Source organism: Nocardioides eburneiflavus, from assembly GCF_004785795.1.
Classification (GTDB): Bacteria; Actinomycetota; Actinomycetes; order Propionibacteriales; family Nocardioidaceae; genus Nocardioides; species Nocardioides eburneiflavus.
In genome coordinates, this window is the sequence record NZ_SRRO01000001.1 from 1023770 (window position 1) to 1039503 (window position 15734).

A 15734-nucleotide genomic window follows, 5' to 3' on the forward strand; every position below is an offset into this window, starting at 1 on the left:
ACATGGCGCGGCAGGCGGTGGTGCGGCACAACGACTGGGGGTCGCTGGATCCTCCGGCGCTCGGCCAGTGGGAGCCGACGCTGTCGGTGACCGTCGTCGTGCCGACCTTCAACTACCAGCGCACGCTGCCCTACGTCCTGGCCGCGCTGGCCGGGCAGTCCTACCCCTCGCACCTCCTCGAGGTCCTCGTCGTCGACGACCAGAGCCAGCCTGCGCAGGAGCTGCCGGAGGTGCGTCCCGACCACACCCGGCTGATCCGGGTCGAGGAAGGCTGGGGCCGCGCCAACGCCTGCCACCTCGGCGCGCTCGCCGCCGACGGCGACGTGCTGCACTGGTACGACGCCGACATGCTGGCCCACCGCGAGGAGGTCGAGGCGCACGCCCGCTGGCACCACCTCGTCGACTACGCCGTGCCCGGGGGCCACAAGCTCTTCGTCGACCCGACCTCGCTCCTCGGCGCCGACCCCGCGTCCGTACGCGACCGCGTGGCGGCCGGCGAGGCGGGCGACCTCTTCCCCGGCCAGGAGCACGAGCCGCACCAGTGGGTCGAGGACTACTGGGCCAAGACCGACGACCTCCGCACCGCCGGTCCGCGGGCGCAGCGCTACCACATCGGGATGACCGGATCGGTCACGAAGGCGCTCTACCTCGACTCCGACGGCTTCGACCGCACGCTGCGCCTCGGGGAGGACATGCACCTCGGCCACTCGCTCGCGCAGGCGGGCGGCGTCTTCGTCGTCGACCGCGAGGCGCGCAGCTGGCACCTCGGCCGGTCGCAGGTGCTGCGGCGGGCCGAGCAGGTCAACCGCTTCAACGACCCCTACCTCGCCGACCTCGTGCCGACGATGCGGCCCAAGCGCAACCGCCGCGGACGCGCCTACCAGGTGCCCTACCTCGAGGTGGTCCTCGCGGCCGGCCCCGCCGACGAGACCATCCACGTGGTCGACTCGCTGCTCGACGGCGACGTGCCCGACCTCCGGGTCACGGTCGTCGGGCCGTGGAGCACGGTCCACGACGACCGCGTCCAGCCGGTCGAGGACCCGGTCCTGGAGACCCGGCTGGTGCACCGCTCCTACCTCCACGAGCCCCGCGTGCGCCTCGTCGAGTCGGCCCCGGCCACCTCCGACGCGGAGTTCGTGCTGACCCTCCCCGACGTGTCGATGGCTCCCCTCCCGTCGGCGCTCGCGGCCCTCCTCGACGACCTCGAGCGCACCCACCACGGCGTCCGCGTGCTGGCGTACGGCTCGGGCGTGGCAGCGCGGCTCGAGCGCACCTCGGCCCTGGCGCGGGTCGAGCGGCTGGCCGGCGAGGGCGACGACCGCGAGGCGCTGCTCGACGAGTCGTTCGGCGTGAAGACCTATCCCGCCTCGGACGTCGGCTGGGTGCCGGTCGACCAGCGCGTCGTCGAGCGGTTCGTGCTCGGTGCCCGACCGCCGATGGACCCCGACAAGTCGGAGAACCGGCTGCGCAAGGCGCTCCGCAAGGCCGACGGCGAGGGCGTCGTACGCCCCGCAGAGGTGCCCGCCGAGGGTGACGGCAAGCGGGGGTTGTTCGGCCGGCGCCGCTGAGAGCAGCCTTGGTTTCGACACGGGCTCGTTCCTCGCCCCGCTCGACCAGCGGCCTGTTGCTCAACCAGCGGCCTGTTGCGCGACCGGCGGCCCGTTGCCCGACCGGTGGGTCCGATGCCTCGCTGGTTGAGCAGTGAGCGCAGCGAGCGTGTCGAAACCGAGGGCTCGGGCGTCAGTCGGAGCCGAACAGGTCGCGCGTGTAGACCTTGTCCTTCACGTCCGCGAGCTCGTCGGCCATCCGGTTGGCGACGATCACGTCGGCACGCTCCTTGAAGGCGGCGAGGTCGTCGGTGACCTCGGAGCCGAACCACGAGTCCTCGCCGAGCTCGGGCTCGTAGACGACCACCTCGACGCCCTTGCCCTTGAGCCGCTTCATGATCCCCTGCACCGACGACTCGCGGAAGTTGTCCGAGCCGGCCTTCATCAGGAGGCGGTGGATGCCGACGACGCGGGGCTCGCGGTCGAGGATGTCGAAGGCGATGAAGTCCTTGCGGGTGGTGTTGGCCTCGACGATCGCGGAGATCAGGGTCTGCGGGACGTCGGAGTAGTTGGCCAGCAGCTGCTTGGTGTCCTTGGGCAGGCAGTAGCCGCCGTAGCCGAACGACGGGTTGTTGTAGTGGCTGCCGATCCGCGGGTCGAGGCCGACGCCGTCGATGATCGCCCGCGAGTCGAGGCCGCGGGAGAGGGCGAAGGAGTCGAGCTCGTTGAAGTAGGCCACCCGCATCGCGAGGTAGGTGTTGGCGAACAGCTTGATCGCCTCGGCCTCGGTGGGCTCGGTGAACAGCACGGGCACGTCGTCGGCGTCCGCGCCCTTGACCAGCAGCCCGGCGAAGGCACGGGCCCGGTCGGAGTCCTCGCCGACGACGATCCGGGCGGGGTGGAGGTTGTCGTGCAGGGCCCGGCCCTCGCGGAGGAACTCGGGGGAGAAGATCACCGCGTCGGTGCCCAGGCGCTCGCGCACGTCCTCGACGTAGCCCACCGGCACGGTCGACTTCACGACCATCGTCGCGGCGGGGTTGATCCGCAGGACGTCGCGCATCACCGCCTCGATCGAGCTGGTGTCGAAGTAGTTGGTGACGGGGTCGTAGTTGGTCGGGGTCGCGATCACCACGAAGTCGGCGCCGGCGTGCGCCTCCTCGGCGTCGGTCGTGAAGGCGAGGTCGAGGTCCTCCTCGGCGAGGAAGCGCGAGATGTCGTCGTCGTGGATCGGGCTCCTCCCGTCACGGAGGGTGTCGATCCGGTCGGCGTCGAGGTCGAGGCCGACGACGGCGTTGTGCCGCGCGAGCAGCACGGCCATGGACAGGCCGACGTAGCCGAGGCCGGCGACGGAGATCTTCGTGGTCACGGGCCTCAGTCTGCCGCAGCCGCTCGGCCCGCGGTCGGCAGCACGGCGAACCACGGCTCCGACCACCCCGCGACCCGCAGGTCGCCGCGCACGAAGTCCTCGCGCGGCAGCCGGACCAGGCGCCCGCTGCTCGGGTCGTACGCCGCCAGCCACGGCTCGTCGACGCCGGCGGCCACGTCGACGACGAGCACGACGTGGCGTGGCAGGAGCCGGTTGCCGACGTAGAGCGGGACCGCGTGTCCGTTCGCGACGGCGCGCGCGACCGCGTCGTACGCCTCCCCGCGCCGCCGCGGCGAGATGGTCCGCACCCGGTGGCCGGTGCCCGGCGGCGTGGTGCCGCCGGTGGCGCTGAGCTCCTGGACGAGCGCCCACGGGGTGGTGCCCAGCCCGCGTGGCCAGGGCCACCGCAGCCGCCCCGCGGCGTCGGTCCACCGGTTGGTCCGGAGGTGCGTGGCGAGCACCTCGTCGGCGAACCTGCGCCCCGGCGTACGCGGGTCGCGCGCGCGTCCCCCGACCTCGCCGGTCTCCAGCCAGGCGGCGTACGACGGGTCGCCGAGCGCCCGGGCGGCGACCAGGCAGGCCGACCCGCACGTGGTCCGGTCCGGCTGCACCCAGCCGGCGCGCAGCGGCGGGCGGGAGTCGACGAGCGGCGCCGGGGCCGGGTCCGCCGCCCCCGGAGCGGACGACGACCGCCCGGCCAGCGCGTCGCGCAGCCGGGCGGTCAGGTCCTCGATCAGGCGCACGTCCCCTGTCTACCGCAGGGCAGTGCGTCCGTGCGATGGGTCGGCAGGTCAGCCGCGGTCGGAGGAGTCCCCGGTCACCACGACGTAGAACCGCTTGCGGTTGCCGTCGGTCGTGACGCTCCCGTCGCTGTTGCGCGGGCTGACCACGAGGTGGTGGGAGTTGCCCGTGCCGGGGGGTGCGCAGTTGACGACGCCGGGCTGGCACATCGCCGCGGAGATCTCGCCGGAGAACTCCGGGTTGGCGTCCTCGCCGGGGGCGCGGCCGTTGGTGATCGTGTCACCGTTCTGGTCGACGGTGTTCTGCAGCGCGACCACCGCGAGGATGCCGTTGTCGGCGAGGTCCTCGCCGGCGTTGATGTAGACGTTGCCGTTGGCGCGCAGCCCGGTGACGTCGGCGCCCATCGGGGCGAGGGTCGGATAGGCAGCGGTCACGCTGAAGCCGCCGGACTGGGCGACGATGGCGCCGGCCGCGTCGACGAGCGCCCAGCGGCCCACACCGGCCGGGCCCTGCGCGCCGGCCGGCAGCTGGCCCTCCTTGAAGTCGCGGGCGCGCAGCGAGCCGTCCTTGACCTGCTTGGCGCCGATGGTGCCCTTCTTGACGTCCTTGCCCTGGATCGTCCGGTTCTTGATGTCCTGGGACTGGACCGAGTTGTTCCTGATGTCCGCCGAGCCGATGAGCCCGGTGGCGTACGACGTCCCGGTGGACGCCACGACCAGGGCCATCACGGCGACGGCCATGGACGGGGAGGGGCGGCGGATGGAGGGGAGGCGCATGTGTCTTGACCCTTCGTCGACGAGGCCGTCGGGGTCGACGGCTCGCGGGGGGTTCGGAGTGAGCTGCGTCACGGATGGGTGCGTGGTCGTGCCGACCGGCGGCCCTTCCGACAGTCCCTTGTGTGCGCTTCTCGGCCGTTGCAACGGACTGGAGGCGCAGGGATCACCGGTTCACCGGTGGTTCCGGCGACACCGACCCACTCACCCGTTGGGGTGACTGGCAGGGTGGGGGACATGGGAATGGCAAAGAAGATCGCGGTCCTCGGGATCGCCAAGAAGGTCTACGACGAGGCACGCAAGCCGCACAACCAGGCCAAGATCAGGGCGGCCGTGCAGAAGGTGCAGGAGCACCGCAGCGGCAAGCGCTACTGAGCCGAGGCCGCCCGCGGGCGGTGCTGCCAGGCGTACGCAGCGAGCCCGAGCAGCACCGGCCACAGCGCGGCACGCTCGAGCGCTCCCGCCGCCCGGCCCTCGCCGGTGAGGGCGAAGCCGACTGCTGCGGCGGCGGTGACGGCGCCGGTCGCCAGGAGGGCCGCCCCAAGGCGCGGGCCCTGCGCGCGGACCCGGGCGCCGAGCAGGAGCAGCGCGACCGGCTGGGCGACGAACAGGGGCGTCGCGGCGATCGCGTGCAGGGTGGCGTCCTGGTCGAGCGGCGCCAGCCCCGTGGCGTACGAGCTCACCCCCGAGACCACCAGCAGCCCGGTCACCCAGGGGCCGAGCGGCCGCGCCAGCAGCAGCGCCCCGGCGGCGAGGGCCACGCCGTACGCCATGAACGACCCGTTCATCACCTCGTGCCGCGGCGAGCAGTACGCCGCCGAGCACCCGACCTCGCCGAGCCTGCTGACCGAGTCGGAGACGAAGCTGTAGCCGCCCGTCGTGGCGGCGGCGGTGACGACCTCGGTCGCGATGTAGGTGGGGCGCAGCAGGAACACCAGCGCGCCGAGCTGCATCGCACGGGAGGGGACGTCGGGCACGCGGCCAACCTACTGGCGCCACCCCATCACTCAGGGTGGGGCGGCGTTGCCACCGCGCGTGAGGAGGCGTAGGACGGACGGATGACCACCACACCGATGGAGCCCGAGTCCGACCCGCAGGTCGTGCCGTCCGGCGATCCTGCTGTCAACCCGATCGACCCCGGCCGGGAGCCCGACGCCCCCGTCCCCGAGACCGAGCCCGAGCCGGTCTGACGCACGGCACGTGAGCAACGACCTCGAGCGCTTCGTCCGCGCGCAGGACGAGCGCGGCACCTACGGCCGCGCGCTCGCCGAGCTGCGCGCGGGCCGCAAGACCAGCCACTGGATGTGGTTCGTCTTCCCGCAGGTGGCCGGGCTCGGGCACAGCCCGATCGCGCAGGCCTACGCGATCGCCGATCTCGCGGAGGCCCGGGCCTACCTGCACCACGACACGCTGGGCCCGCGGCTGCTGGAGTGCTGCCGCGCGCTGCTCGACCTCGACGACGACCTCACGGCCGAGTGGGTGCTCGGCGGGACCGACGCGATGAAGCTCCGCTCGTCCATGACGCTCTTCGCGCTCGCCGACCCCGACGAGCCGACGTACGACGAGGTGCTGGCGCGCTTCTTCGACGGCGAGCCGGACGAGCGCACTCCGGCCCTGCTGGTGTGACGACCTCCATGCCTATGCTCGCCCCATGACCATCCAGCAGCCGACCGACCTGACCCCCGCAGCCATGCTCGGCCTCGGCGTCCACCGCCCCGAGCGCGTCGTCACCAATGACGAGATCTGCGAGGTCCTGGACTCCTCCGACGAGTGGATCCAGACCCGGTCGGGCATCCGGACGCGCCGCTTCGCAGGCGAGGGCGAGACGCTCATCGGCATGTCGGTCACGGCGGCCGAGAAGGCGCTCGCGGCCGCCGGCGTCGACGCCGGACAGGTCGGCTGCGTCATCGTCGCCACCTCGACGCACCCCGAGCACACGCCCGCCTCCGCCCCGCAGGTCGCGACCGCGCTGGGCATCAACGCCGCGGCGTTCGACATCTCCGCCGGGTGCGCCGGCTTCTGCCACGCCCTCAACCTCGCAGCGTCGATGGTGCGCTCCGGTGCGGAGTCGCACGTGCTGGTGATCGGCGTGGAGCAGCTGAGCCGCTTCATGGACCCGACCGACCGCGGCACCGCGTTCATCTTCGCCGACGGCGCAGGCGCGGTCGTCGTCGGACCGTCGGAGACGGCGGGGATCGGGCCGACGGCGTGGGGCTCGGACGGCTCGCAGGCCCACGTCATCACCCAGACCCCGAGCTGCATGGGCGTCCGCGAGCACACGGACGCCGACCACCCGGTGGTGCAGATGGAGGGCACGGCGGTCTTCCGCTGGGCGCCCTTCGCGATGGCCAAGGTCGCGCACGAGGCGCTCGACCTCGCCGGCGTCTCGGTCGACGACCTCGACGCCTTCATCCCCCACCAGGCCAACCTGCGCATCACGCAGACCCTCGCCAAGAACATCCAGCTCCCCGACTCGGTCGCCGTCGCCACCGACGTCGTCGACTCGGGCAACACCTCGGCGGCGTCGGTGCCGCTCGCGATGGAGGCGATGCTGCGCAACGACGAAGCGGCGGTCGGGGACACCGCGCTGCTGATCGCGTTCGGTGCGGGGCTGTCGTACGCCGGGCAGGTCGTGACGCTGCCGCCGCTGGGCTAGCCGCGAGCGAGCCGGTCCGCCACGACCGCCCACACGTCCGGGTCGACGCCCATCCCGATGTGGGTGGAGGAGACCTCGACGTGCTCGGCGTCGGGGGAGGTGTGGTCGAGGCAGGCCTGCCACGCCACGATCCCGTCCCGCCTGGAGAAGAGGATCGTCAGCGGCACCGGGATCGGCGCCGTCGGGTCGAGGCGCTCGGCGACCCGGTGCGCGTCGGCGTCCGGGCCACGGCGGTAGGCCCGGGCGACCGTCGTGTGCCGCGGCCCGCCGGTGACCGGAGTGCCGTAGGTGACGACGCGACGTACGGCGTCGGGGTGGCGGCGCGCGACCTCGCGGGCGATGACGCCGCCGAGGCTCCAGCCGACGAGGGAGGCCGGCTCGCCCTTCGCGTCCAGCAGCTCGAGCACGCTCCTCGACAGGCGCTCGACGTCGCGGCGCGGGTCGCCGGTGTTGGTGCCGAAGCCCCAGCCGCGGGCGTCGTACCCCAGCCGCCGGAGGTAGGCGCGCAGCGGCGCCCCGGTCAGCTCGGGTGCCCGCCAGCCGGGAATGTCGACGACGAGGTGGCCGTCGCCCCGTGGCGCGGCCGAGAGCCGCGGCAGGGCCCCGACCAGGCGTACGCCGTCGAGCGCCGACCCGAGCTCGCCGAGCGCGGCACGCGTCGACGGCGGGCCGCTGGGGTGCCCCAGACCGGTCGGGTCCGCGCGGTGCCGTGCGCGGGAGCGGACGCCCGCTGCGGCCAGCAGGTGGTGACCGGGCAGCGGGAGGCGTGGCATGCCGCGACTGTACGGACCGGTCGGTCGCGCATGTACAGCCGCAGGGAGCGGGCGTAGCGTGGGATCCCCGGTCGTACGCGCTCCACGGCGTCGCTGCGGCGGAGCGACAGTGCGGCTCTTCCCCCCCAGGAGGTCGACATGTTCACGATCACGCGCGTCGTCGGCGCGCTCGCCTCAGGGGTCGTCGCCAGTGCGCTCCTCGCCAGCCCGGCGAGTGCCGACGGTGGTGCGATCCCGCTGAACGCCGGACAGGAGACGCCGGGTGCCGTGAGCGGCGCGAGCGGCTTCTTCGACTACACCGTGTCCGGGTCCACGCTCTGCTACACCCTGCGGGTGCGGAACCTCACCGCCGCCCCCGTCGCCGCGCACATCCACCTCGCGCCGCGCCACGTCGCCGGCCCCGTGGTCGTCCCGCTGGCGACTCCTCCGGCCGCGACGAGCACGGTCAGCGCCTGCCTCACGGCGGCCGAGGGCGGGGCGATGACGCCGGCCGAGCTGGCCGCGATCACCGCCGACCCCGGCGCCTACTACGTCAACGTGCACACGCCCCAGTGGCCCGCCGGCGAGGTCAGGGGACAGCTGAAGAAGTAGGCGCACCGGGAGCAGCGGACGCCTCGAGGGGGGAGACGTCGCAGACCGACGCGCGCAGGGGCGAGCTCCCGCTGATCGGATCGCTCGGCGTCTGGCGCAGCACCAGGTTGAGGTTGGCGCTGCCCGCCCCGTAGGGCGGGTAGCCCGGCAGCCCCAGCTCGTCGCAGGCGTCCCACCAGCCGTGCTCGCCGAACACGACCCCCGGATCCAGATTGGCGTTGAGCCTGGCGCGGGCCCGCACACTGCCGTACGGCGTGTCCAGCGACACCCAGTCGCCTGCGGAGACACCGCGGGCGGCGGCCGTGGACGGGTGCAGCTCGACGTGCGGGTCGGGTGCGCTCTTGCGCAGGGCGGCGATCTGGCGGTGCTGGGTCTCGCAGAAGAACAGCGACTTCGCACAGCTGAGCACGAGCGGATAGCGGTCGGCGAGGTCCGGTCGGGAGCGGGGGCTCGTCAGTGGCTCCTCGAACGTCGGCAGCGGGTCGTAGCCGTGGGCCGCCAGGGTCGCCGAGTACAGCTCCACCTTGCGGGACGGGGTGTCGAACCCGGTGTCGGCGTACTTGCGGTGGCGCGTCGTCAGCGGCACCCGGACACCGGCCGGGTCGGCCCGCAGCTCCTCCAGGGTGACCCCGCTCGGAGCGAGCTGGTGGCGGAACGCCGCCTCGATGTCACCGTCCCAGAAGTGCGCGCCCAACCCGAGGCGCGTCGCGAGGTCGAACACGATCTGCAGGTCCGAGCGAGCCTCACCGCGGGGAGGGACGAGGGGCTGTCGCAGCTGGACGAGCGACTGCGCCTCCTGGCTGTACTCGAAGCCGATCTTCAGTGCCTCGGACTCGAACGGAGTCGTCACGGGCAGCACGATGTCGGCGAGCTGCGCGGTGGGGGTCATGAACAGGTCGGCCTGGACGAAGAAGTCCAGGCTGCGCAACGCGTCTCGGCCGCGGCGGCTGTCGCCGTGGGCCATGACCATGTTGCCGCCGAAGCTGACCAGCCGCTTGATCCGCCGGTCGAGGACCGCGGTGTAGAAGTCCTCACCCGTGACGAACCCGAACCTGGCCGGCCCGAGCGGCCGCGTGTCCACGCCGACGGCCGGCGCGAGCGCGTCGGATAGGAGCTCCGTCCCGTCGATCGGGTTCGACGGGACCGACTCGAAAAGCACGTTCCCGCCGGGGACGTCCAGGCTGCCGGTCAGGGCGTACATGACGTTGATCGCGCGCATGGTCTGCGTCGTGCCGCTGTGCTGCTCGAGCCCGCTCCACGTGTAGAACGCGAGCGGTCGAGCCTCCCAGAGGGTCCTGGCGGTGGCGACGATGTCGCCGGCCGGCACTCCGGTGATCCCTTCGGCCACCTCGGGTGGGTACTCCGCACACCGCGCCACGAGCAGGTCCCACACCAGCTCCTCGCCGACCCGGTCCCCCGCGTTGGTCCAGTCGCGCACGAAGTCGGCGTCGTACCAGCCGTTGTCGATCATCACGTGCGTGAGGGACAGGGCGAGCGCTGCGTCGGTGCCGGGCCTGACGCGCAGCCAGTGGTCGGCCTTGGCGGCGAGGCCCACCTTGCGAGGGTCGACGACGACCAGCTTCGCGCCGCGCGCGACGGCGGCCACCGTGCTCGTCGCGTGCGCCAGCCGGGCGACGGAGGGGTTGTAGCCCCAGAAGAGGATGCAGCCGGCGTTGTCGAGGTCCGGCAGGTAGACCCCGGGCACCGAGGCGCCGAACGTGTAGAGCGGTGCCAGGTAGCGGCCCCAGCCGCACAGCTCCATGTAGGTGCAGTAGTTCGGGCTGCCGAAGGCACGGATCAGCCGCTGCACCCAGTCGACCGCGTCGCTGATCGCCGAGGTCGAGGGCGAGCTCGAGCTGAATCCGACCGACTCAGGTCCGTCGACCGCCGCTGCCCTCGTGAGCTGCTCGGCGACCGTGCCCAGCGCCTCGTCCCAGCTGATGCGCTCCCACCCCGGGTCGTCGGCGTCCTTGGGCGCCGTCCGCCGGAGCGGGTGCAGCAGCCGCGACTCGTGGTGGACGATCTGCGGCGCGGCCTTGCCCTTCACGCAGATCGCCTTGCCGGTCGGGTGCGACGGATCGGGGAGCAGCGCCCGGAGGACGCCGTCGTCGACCTCGGCGCGCGCCCCACACCGTGAGACACACAACGGGCAATACGTCGCGACAGGGTCCCTGCCCATCGGTCGATTGTCGCGCGCGCGTTGCCTGCAGGCAACGGGCTCAGGGCAGGCCCCGGGCCTGCTCCCGGATCCAGTCGCCGGCGGCGCGCGGAGTGATGCCCCTGTCCCGGAGAGGGGCGTCGTCCCACGTGAGTGGCAGCAGGTCCAGCATCAGGCCGGTGCCGAAGATCGTCGCCATCGCCGGCGAGGGACGGGCCAGGATCCGCATGCCCGCCCGGGCCACGCCGCGCGGCATGCGCTGGACCTTGAACCTCCGTCCGCTCGCCTGCTCCGCGATGCGGACGGCCTGGTTGCGGCTGATGGCCTCCGGCCCGCCGAAGGTCACGACGTCAGGGGGGTCGACCTCGGTGGCGACAGCGGCGACGAGCGCTGCCACGTCCTCGGTCGCGACCCACCTCCGCGCGGTGTCTCCCGTCCCGAACACCGCTGCTTTGCCGGAGCGGATGTCGAAGCGTCCCAGGGGCGCCAGGTGGACCTCCTGGAACGCGTCCGGGCGCACCACCACTCGTCGCATCGAGGACCGGGCGAGCCGTCGCTCGATCCCCGCCTTCGCGCGCTCGAGCGGGGTGCCGAGCGACGCGTCGACGCCCGCGTACGACACGTAGACGAACCGCTCCACGCCTGTGCGCTCCGCGGCGTCGACGAGCGATGCCATCCCGACCTCGTCGACCTCGTGGATGCCGGGACGTCTGGCGCCCGCGAGCACCCGACCGATCGCCGTGGCCGACGCCACGACGGTCTGCGCTCCCTGGCACGCCGCGGCGAGGCTGGCAGGCTCGGTGAGGTCGCCGGGCACGACCTCGACCCCCAGCTCGCGCAGCACGGAGGCGTCCGTGCCCGGGCGTACGAGGCACCGGACCTGTGCCCCGTCCGTACGCAGGCGTCGCACGATGCGACTCCCGAGGTCACCTGAGCCACCGACGACCAGGATCATGGCGTGCCGCCTTCGGGCGATGGGAACGGCCTGGACCTTCAGCATGCTCGTGTGGGGCCCGAAGGGCAACGGACCCGCACCGCCCTGCTCGTGCCCCGTAACGCCGGCCACGGCGCCGCGTTGATCCGGTAGCCGCCCGACACCCAGGGCGCCCCGAAAGGAACGACCGTGCGCAGGATCTCGTCCCTCGTGCTCGCCCCACTCCTGGCGAGCGCATCCCTGGTCGCCCCGACCCTCATCTCGACCGTCGCCGCCCAGGCCAGCCCGGGCGACGACTACGTCGGCCCCTACTTCGGCGACGGCAACCTGCCACCCGGATGCATCAAGGACATGAGCCGGGACAACCCGGACAACATCTGCTTCCACGGCAAGCTGGGACTCAACGCCCTGGACTCCCCCCAGGTGGACGTCGCCATCCTCGTGCCGGTCTCTCCGACCGCAGAGCGTGACATGCGGATCATGCGCCAGGCAGTGAAGTCCTGGGAGGGCGGCATCGACTACCTCTCCGACGAGATGGGCCTGGACTGGCTCGCCGATGGTGTCGACTTCCACGTCACCGTCGACGAGATCGACCTCACCGGTGACAACGGCGGCGAGTTCACGACGTACCCCCTGGTGGACCCCGAGATCGTCGTGATCGCCACCAACCCCGTCGGCGGCATCGGCATCGGCGTCGATCCGGTCTACCTCGGCGGGGAGCTGGGCATCCTCGACGAGGACGGCGTCCCCTGCACCAACATCGAGAACCCCTTCGACATGGACTCCTGGGAGATGATCCCGGGCTTCAACTCCCACCACGAGACGCGCGGCGGCACGTACGTCGAGGACTGCGGCGGCCAGGGCGGCAACGTCTGCTTCTCGGTCAACGGCGCCATCGACCCCGTGCCCGGCAGGACCGACACGTTCTCGCTCTACGACCTGGTGCTGCACGAGACCGGCCACTGCCTGACGCTGGGCCACGTCGGCGACGGCGCCGAGGGTGAGTGGGGCCCGGTCCCCACGACCGACATCATGGCCTACAGCGCCGACCCGGCCGGACAGAACAAGTGCGTCTCGACGCTCAACGTCGAGGCTTTCGCCACCCGGATGAGCAACTACCTCGACGTCGACGGCGACGGCGAGGTCACCGAGGCCGACCGGCTGGAGCCCAACGACGTGGCCGGTGACGGGACGAACTCCTTCCAGGTCCAGCATCCCGACGACCACCTCTACGCCTCCTCGACCGGCTCGGTGTGGGACTGCCCGCAACCCGACCTCGGCCTCGTTCCCGGCGAGCCCGTGGACTTCTCCCCGGAGCCGGCCGAGACCAGCACGCCGTCGCTGACGCTCAGCACGCCGGCGCACGGCGCCGAGACCCCGGACGGGCAGGTCCAGGTCGCCGGCACCGTCGAGCGCCTCGCCAACGACGCTGGGCCCACGTCGGCGACTGCCGCGCACGACGACGGGCTCGGCGACTCGTTGAGCCCGGTCACGGACATCTCGAACCTCCAGGTCGAGGTGACCGACCTCGACGTCGTCGCCACGGTGAAGGTGGAGGAGCTGTGGCCGGCAGGTGTCCCCGGCGCCGCGAAGTACGGCGTGAGCATCGACGGCCGCGAGATCGAGTCGACGGTGCCCGACCCGAGGACGCCCGGCGACGTGGTGACGTACGACCACTCCATGGAGACCTACCTGCCCAGCGACTGGTCGACGTGGGATGCCGCGGCCGGCGCCGTCACCTTCCGCGTCCCGCGCAGCTACCTCACCGCGGCGAAGGTCACGGCTCCGTACGACGTCTTCGCGCTGACCAGCTATCGCTCCCCGTCGCACATGTGGACCGTCGTGGCCGACGACCGGGCGCCCGACAAGGGTGGCGTCGGAGTCGCCGCACCTGACGGCACGGCGCAGGCCCCGGCCACGACTGGCACGTCCACGACCACGAGCGGTGGGACCGGCAGCGGCAGCCTGCTCAACCCGGTGGTCCTCGAGCGACCCGGTGGCAACACCTTCATGGTCACCGACAGCACCCTCGGTGTGACGGGTGGACCGGTCCACACCTTCAGCCTGGACGTGCCGGAGACCAGCACGGTCGAGCTGCTGATGTCGTGGCCGGACGCCAGCGACCTCGACATGTGGGTGACCGGCGCGGCATCGGGCTCGGCGGCCACCGCCGGCCAGCCGGAGCGGCTCGTGCTCGAGGACGTCCGGGGCAGCCTGGACATCGCGGTCGACCCCTACCTCGTCGTCGGAGTGCCGTCGACGACCTACACGCTCCAGGCGACCATCGTGCCCAGTGGCCCGGTGGACGGTGAGACCCCGGTCGACACCGACGGCGACGGCGTCGCCGACGGGGACGACGCGTGCCCGGACGTGCCGGCGGCCGGGAGCAGCGGCTGCCCGGTGCCCTCCGACGAGACGGTGACGGTGTACGTCGACGGTGTCGAGGTGGGCAGCCAGGACGTCGAGTCCAGCAACGGTCCGGACGCGTTCGCGGTCGACGTCGTGGTGCCCGCCGGGTCCCACGAGGTGAGGACCGTCTGGACCCAGGACGACGAGGTCCTGGCCACTGACGTACGCAATGTCGTCCACACCGCCCCCGGCACCGACCGCGACGGCGACGGCGTCCTCGACGCCAGCGACAACTGCGTCCAGCAGCCCAACGCCGACCAGGCGGACCTCGACCGTGACGCACGGGGCGACGCGTGCGACAACGACATCGACGGCGACGGGCACGCCAACGCCAAGGAGAGGCAGCACGGCACCGACCCCTACGACGCGGCCTCCTACCCGAGGAAGAAGGGTGGTACCGGTCTCCTCGGGTGACCGAGCGGGGCGGTGGACCGACCGTGGGGCCGGCCCACCGTCCGCATCATCTGCTGTTGCCAGCCCGTCAGGAGTACGCCGCCCATGAGCCAGTCAGGCGCTGCTCGCCGCAGCGGTGACCCCCGGAGGCGCGCATCGGCCGGGGCGCCGTCACAACCGCGCGGCCGGCGCCGGCTGGTGGTGGCGGCGCTCGTCGGGGCCGTCGCGCTGGTCGCGCTCGCCGCCGCGTCAGCCCGAACCGATCAGTCCGGTCGGACGGCTCCAGTCGCACAGCCGGACGGCGCAGCGGCCGTGGACGACCAAGCCTTGCTGCACGCCACGGTGGCGTGCGACCTCACGGGCAAGGCGGAGCAGGCGGCTGAGACCTCGGAGGTGGGAGCGCGGGCTCGCTACGCCGCGGCCGTGCTGCTGCTCGACCAGGCCATCGTCGAGTCGGCCCGTGGCGCGGAGTCCGACCCCCGCCTGGCCGGGCTCGACGCCGCGCTGCAGGCGGTCCACACGGCCGGGCACGAGGGCGATCACACTCGGTGGCAGGAGGCACTCGTCATCGCGAACGGCGAGTGCCGGACCGTGCTCGACCGAGCATGACGGTCGTGCGCAGAGCACCTCGAAACCCCATTTCCCCAAGTTGTGGGAGTGTCCACCTCGGGTGAGCGGGTACGGCCTCGGGATGGGAACACTTTCGGTGGCACGTCGGCCGATCGTCGCGGTGCCGCCCGGCCTGGGGAGGTACTCGTGATCACTCGTGTCTCGGCTCGATCGTGGCGGCGTCGTGCGGCGGTCGGCCTCATCGGCGTCCTGGCGGCGACGCTGTCGGCGTGCGACGGCCGCGGGGGAGGACAGCTGGCCCCGAGCGCCCCGCTGTTCGCCGCCCCGGCCTCGTTCGGGTTCAGCTTCAGCTGCGAGCGCTCGTCGTCGAGCGTGCAGACGAACCCACCGACCGGCAGGTTGCGCATCCAGCTCTCCTACACCGAGCACGGCACGAACCCGCTGGGCTCCGGCTTCTCCGTGCACGGCACGGTGGACACGCTCGACGCCGTCCTGGAGTCGGCGATCTGCATCGGCCAGGAGCCCCCGCCGGGCGGCAACGAGCTGATCTTCCTGGGCCGCTACCGGACGACGAGCTCGGCGCCGACGGGGTTCGCCCCGTCCTGCGCCACCTCGTCACCGCTGTGCCGCTTCGAGGTCATCGTGCGGGACGACGACGCCGACGGCGGACCCTCGGCAGGGGACTTCTTCTCGATCAAGCTCTCCAGCGGGACCGCGCTGACGTCCGAGCTCGACCCGGCACTCGTGTTCTACGCCAGGGCGGGCGTGCTCAGCAGCGGCAACCTGACGGTCGACTGACACCGGCCCGGGCCGGAAGGAGGCA

16 protein-coding genes are annotated in these 15734 nt (G+C 72.6%); 9 read left to right on the plus strand and 7 right to left on the minus strand.

The genetic code is table 11. From position 1 onward, the window contains the following. Nucleotides 1-2: 2 nt before the first annotated feature. A complete protein-coding gene (locus EXE59_RS04860) occupies nucleotides 3-1568 on the plus strand; it encodes a glycosyltransferase family 2 protein (RefSeq protein WP_135837888.1) in 1566 nt (521 codons plus the stop codon). Nucleotides 1569-1740: 172 nt separating this feature from the next. Here the strand turns inward: EXE59_RS04860 and EXE59_RS04865 are convergent, their stop codons facing one another. The 3 genes from EXE59_RS04865 to EXE59_RS04875 are packed head-to-tail and all read right to left on the minus strand — an operon-like array spanning nucleotide 1741 to nucleotide 4430. After that, a complete protein-coding gene (locus EXE59_RS04865; protein ID WP_281280292.1) occupies nucleotides 1741-2913 on the minus strand; it encodes a nucleotide sugar dehydrogenase in 1173 nt (390 codons plus the stop codon). Between the two features lie 5 nt (nucleotides 2914-2918). Continuing rightward, on the minus strand, nucleotides 2919-3656 hold the full coding sequence (locus EXE59_RS04870) for a hypothetical protein (RefSeq protein WP_135837889.1): 738 nt from the start codon (nucleotides 3654-3656) through the stop codon (nucleotides 2919-2921). A 48-nt stretch (nucleotides 3657-3704) separates the two neighbouring features. Next, nucleotides 3705-4430, minus strand: coding sequence for a hypothetical protein (locus EXE59_RS04875; protein WP_135837890.1), 726 nt, complete (start codon nucleotides 4428-4430; stop codon nucleotides 3705-3707). A 240-nt stretch (nucleotides 4431-4670) separates the two neighbouring features. On the opposite strand from EXE59_RS04875, the gene EXE59_RS24780 reads away from it, so the two are divergent. After that, nucleotides 4671-4802: a hypothetical protein gene (locus tag EXE59_RS24780; RefSeq protein ID WP_281280293.1), complete on the plus strand. Its 132-nt coding sequence runs from the start codon at nucleotides 4671-4673 to the stop codon at nucleotides 4800-4802. On the opposite strand, the gene EXE59_RS04880 is transcribed toward EXE59_RS24780, so the two are convergent. After that, nucleotides 4796-5404, minus strand: coding sequence for a DUF998 domain-containing protein (locus tag EXE59_RS04880; protein ID WP_135837891.1), 609 nt, complete (start codon nucleotides 5402-5404; stop codon nucleotides 4796-4798). The genes EXE59_RS24780 and EXE59_RS04880 overlap by 7 nt on opposite strands. 81 nt (nucleotides 5405-5485) lie before the next feature. On the opposite strand from EXE59_RS04880, the gene EXE59_RS24785 reads away from it, so the two are divergent. The 3 genes from EXE59_RS24785 to EXE59_RS04890 are packed head-to-tail and all read left to right on the plus strand — an operon-like array spanning nucleotide 5486 to nucleotide 7083. Then, nucleotides 5486-5617, plus strand: a complete 132-nt coding sequence (locus tag EXE59_RS24785; protein ID WP_281280294.1) for a hypothetical protein — start codon at nucleotides 5486-5488, stop codon at nucleotides 5615-5617. 10 nt (nucleotides 5618-5627) lie between these two features. Further along, nucleotides 5628-6053, plus strand: a complete 426-nt coding sequence (locus tag EXE59_RS04885) for a DUF1810 domain-containing protein (RefSeq protein WP_135837892.1) — start codon at nucleotides 5628-5630, stop codon at nucleotides 6051-6053. Nucleotides 6054-6078: 25 nt separating this feature from the next. Continuing rightward, on the plus strand, nucleotides 6079-7083 hold the full coding sequence (locus tag EXE59_RS04890) for a beta-ketoacyl-ACP synthase III (protein ID WP_135837893.1): 1005 nt from the start codon (nucleotides 6079-6081) through the stop codon (nucleotides 7081-7083). Here EXE59_RS04890 and EXE59_RS04895 read toward each other — a convergent pair. Next, nucleotides 7080-7856 carry an alpha/beta fold hydrolase gene (locus EXE59_RS04895; protein WP_135837894.1) on the minus strand — a complete coding sequence of 259 codons (777 nt, stop codon included), beginning with the start codon at nucleotides 7854-7856 and terminating at the stop codon, nucleotides 7080-7082. The two genes, EXE59_RS04890 and EXE59_RS04895, sit on opposite strands and share 4 nt — an antisense overlap. Before the next feature lie 138 nt (nucleotides 7857-7994). On the opposite strand from EXE59_RS04895, the gene EXE59_RS04900 reads away from it, so the two are divergent. Then, nucleotides 7995-8447, plus strand: a complete 453-nt coding sequence (locus EXE59_RS04900; RefSeq protein WP_135837895.1) for a CHRD domain-containing protein — start codon at nucleotides 7995-7997, stop codon at nucleotides 8445-8447. Here the strand turns inward: EXE59_RS04900 and EXE59_RS04905 are convergent. Both EXE59_RS04905 and EXE59_RS04910 read right to left on the minus strand, forming a co-directional pair. Further along, nucleotides 8425-10626 (minus strand): molybdopterin-containing oxidoreductase family protein, encoded by a 2202-nt coding sequence (locus tag EXE59_RS04905; RefSeq protein ID WP_135837896.1) that lies wholly within the window; start codon nucleotides 10624-10626, stop codon nucleotides 8425-8427. The two genes, EXE59_RS04900 and EXE59_RS04905, sit on opposite strands and share 23 nt — an antisense overlap. Before the next feature lie 40 nt (nucleotides 10627-10666). After that, entirely contained in the window at nucleotides 10667-11560 is an 894-nt protein-coding gene (locus EXE59_RS04910; protein ID WP_168218406.1) for an SDR family oxidoreductase, read from the minus strand. Between the two features lie 168 nt (nucleotides 11561-11728). Here EXE59_RS04910 and EXE59_RS24100 point away from each other — a divergent pair, with 168 nt between their 5' ends. The 3 genes from EXE59_RS24100 to EXE59_RS04925 all read left to right on the plus strand — a co-directional run bounded on the left by EXE59_RS24100 (nucleotide 11729) and on the right by EXE59_RS04925 (nucleotide 15709). After that, nucleotides 11729-14362: a thrombospondin type 3 repeat-containing protein gene (locus EXE59_RS24100; RefSeq protein WP_210428889.1), complete on the plus strand. Its 2634-nt coding sequence runs from the start codon at nucleotides 11729-11731 to the stop codon at nucleotides 14360-14362. A 291-nt stretch (nucleotides 14363-14653) separates the two neighbouring features. Next, nucleotides 14654-14950 (plus strand): hypothetical protein, encoded by a 297-nt coding sequence (locus tag EXE59_RS04920; RefSeq protein WP_135837898.1) that lies wholly within the window; start codon nucleotides 14654-14656, stop codon nucleotides 14948-14950. Between the two features lie 147 nt (nucleotides 14951-15097). Further along, nucleotides 15098-15709 carry a hypothetical protein gene (locus tag EXE59_RS04925; protein ID WP_135837899.1) on the plus strand — a complete coding sequence of 204 codons (612 nt, stop codon included), beginning with the start codon at nucleotides 15098-15100 and terminating at the stop codon, nucleotides 15707-15709. The last annotated feature ends 25 nt before the right edge of the window (nucleotides 15710-15734 follow it).

Excerpts from the sequence above, each read along its gene's own strand:
- EXE59_RS04860 (WP_135837888.1), top strand. The coding sequence starts at position 3 with ATGGCGCGGCAGGCGGTGGTGCGGCACAACGACTGGGGGTCGCTGGAT.
- EXE59_RS04875 (WP_135837890.1), bottom strand. The coding sequence starts at position 4,430 with ATGCGCCTCCCCTCCATCCGCCGCCCCTCCCCGTCCATGGCCGTCGCC.
- EXE59_RS24780 (WP_281280293.1), top strand. The coding sequence starts at position 4,671 with ATGGCAAAGAAGATCGCGGTCCTCGGGATCGCCAAGAAGGTCTACGAC.
- EXE59_RS24785 (WP_281280294.1), top strand. The coding sequence starts at position 5,486 with ATGACCACCACACCGATGGAGCCCGAGTCCGACCCGCAGGTCGTGCCG.
- EXE59_RS04890 (WP_135837893.1), top strand. The coding sequence starts at position 6,079 with ATGACCATCCAGCAGCCGACCGACCTGACCCCCGCAGCCATGCTCGGC.
- EXE59_RS04895 (WP_135837894.1), bottom strand. The coding sequence starts at position 7,856 with ATGCCACGCCTCCCGCTGCCCGGTCACCACCTGCTGGCCGCAGCGGGC.
- EXE59_RS04900 (WP_135837895.1), top strand. The coding sequence starts at position 7,995 with ATGTTCACGATCACGCGCGTCGTCGGCGCGCTCGCCTCAGGGGTCGTC.
- EXE59_RS04905 (WP_135837896.1), bottom strand. The coding sequence starts at position 10,626 with ATGGGCAGGGACCCTGTCGCGACGTATTGCCCGTTGTGTGTCTCACGG.
- EXE59_RS04910 (WP_168218406.1), bottom strand. The coding sequence starts at position 11,560 with ATGATCCTGGTCGTCGGTGGCTCAGGTGACCTCGGGAGTCGCATCGTG.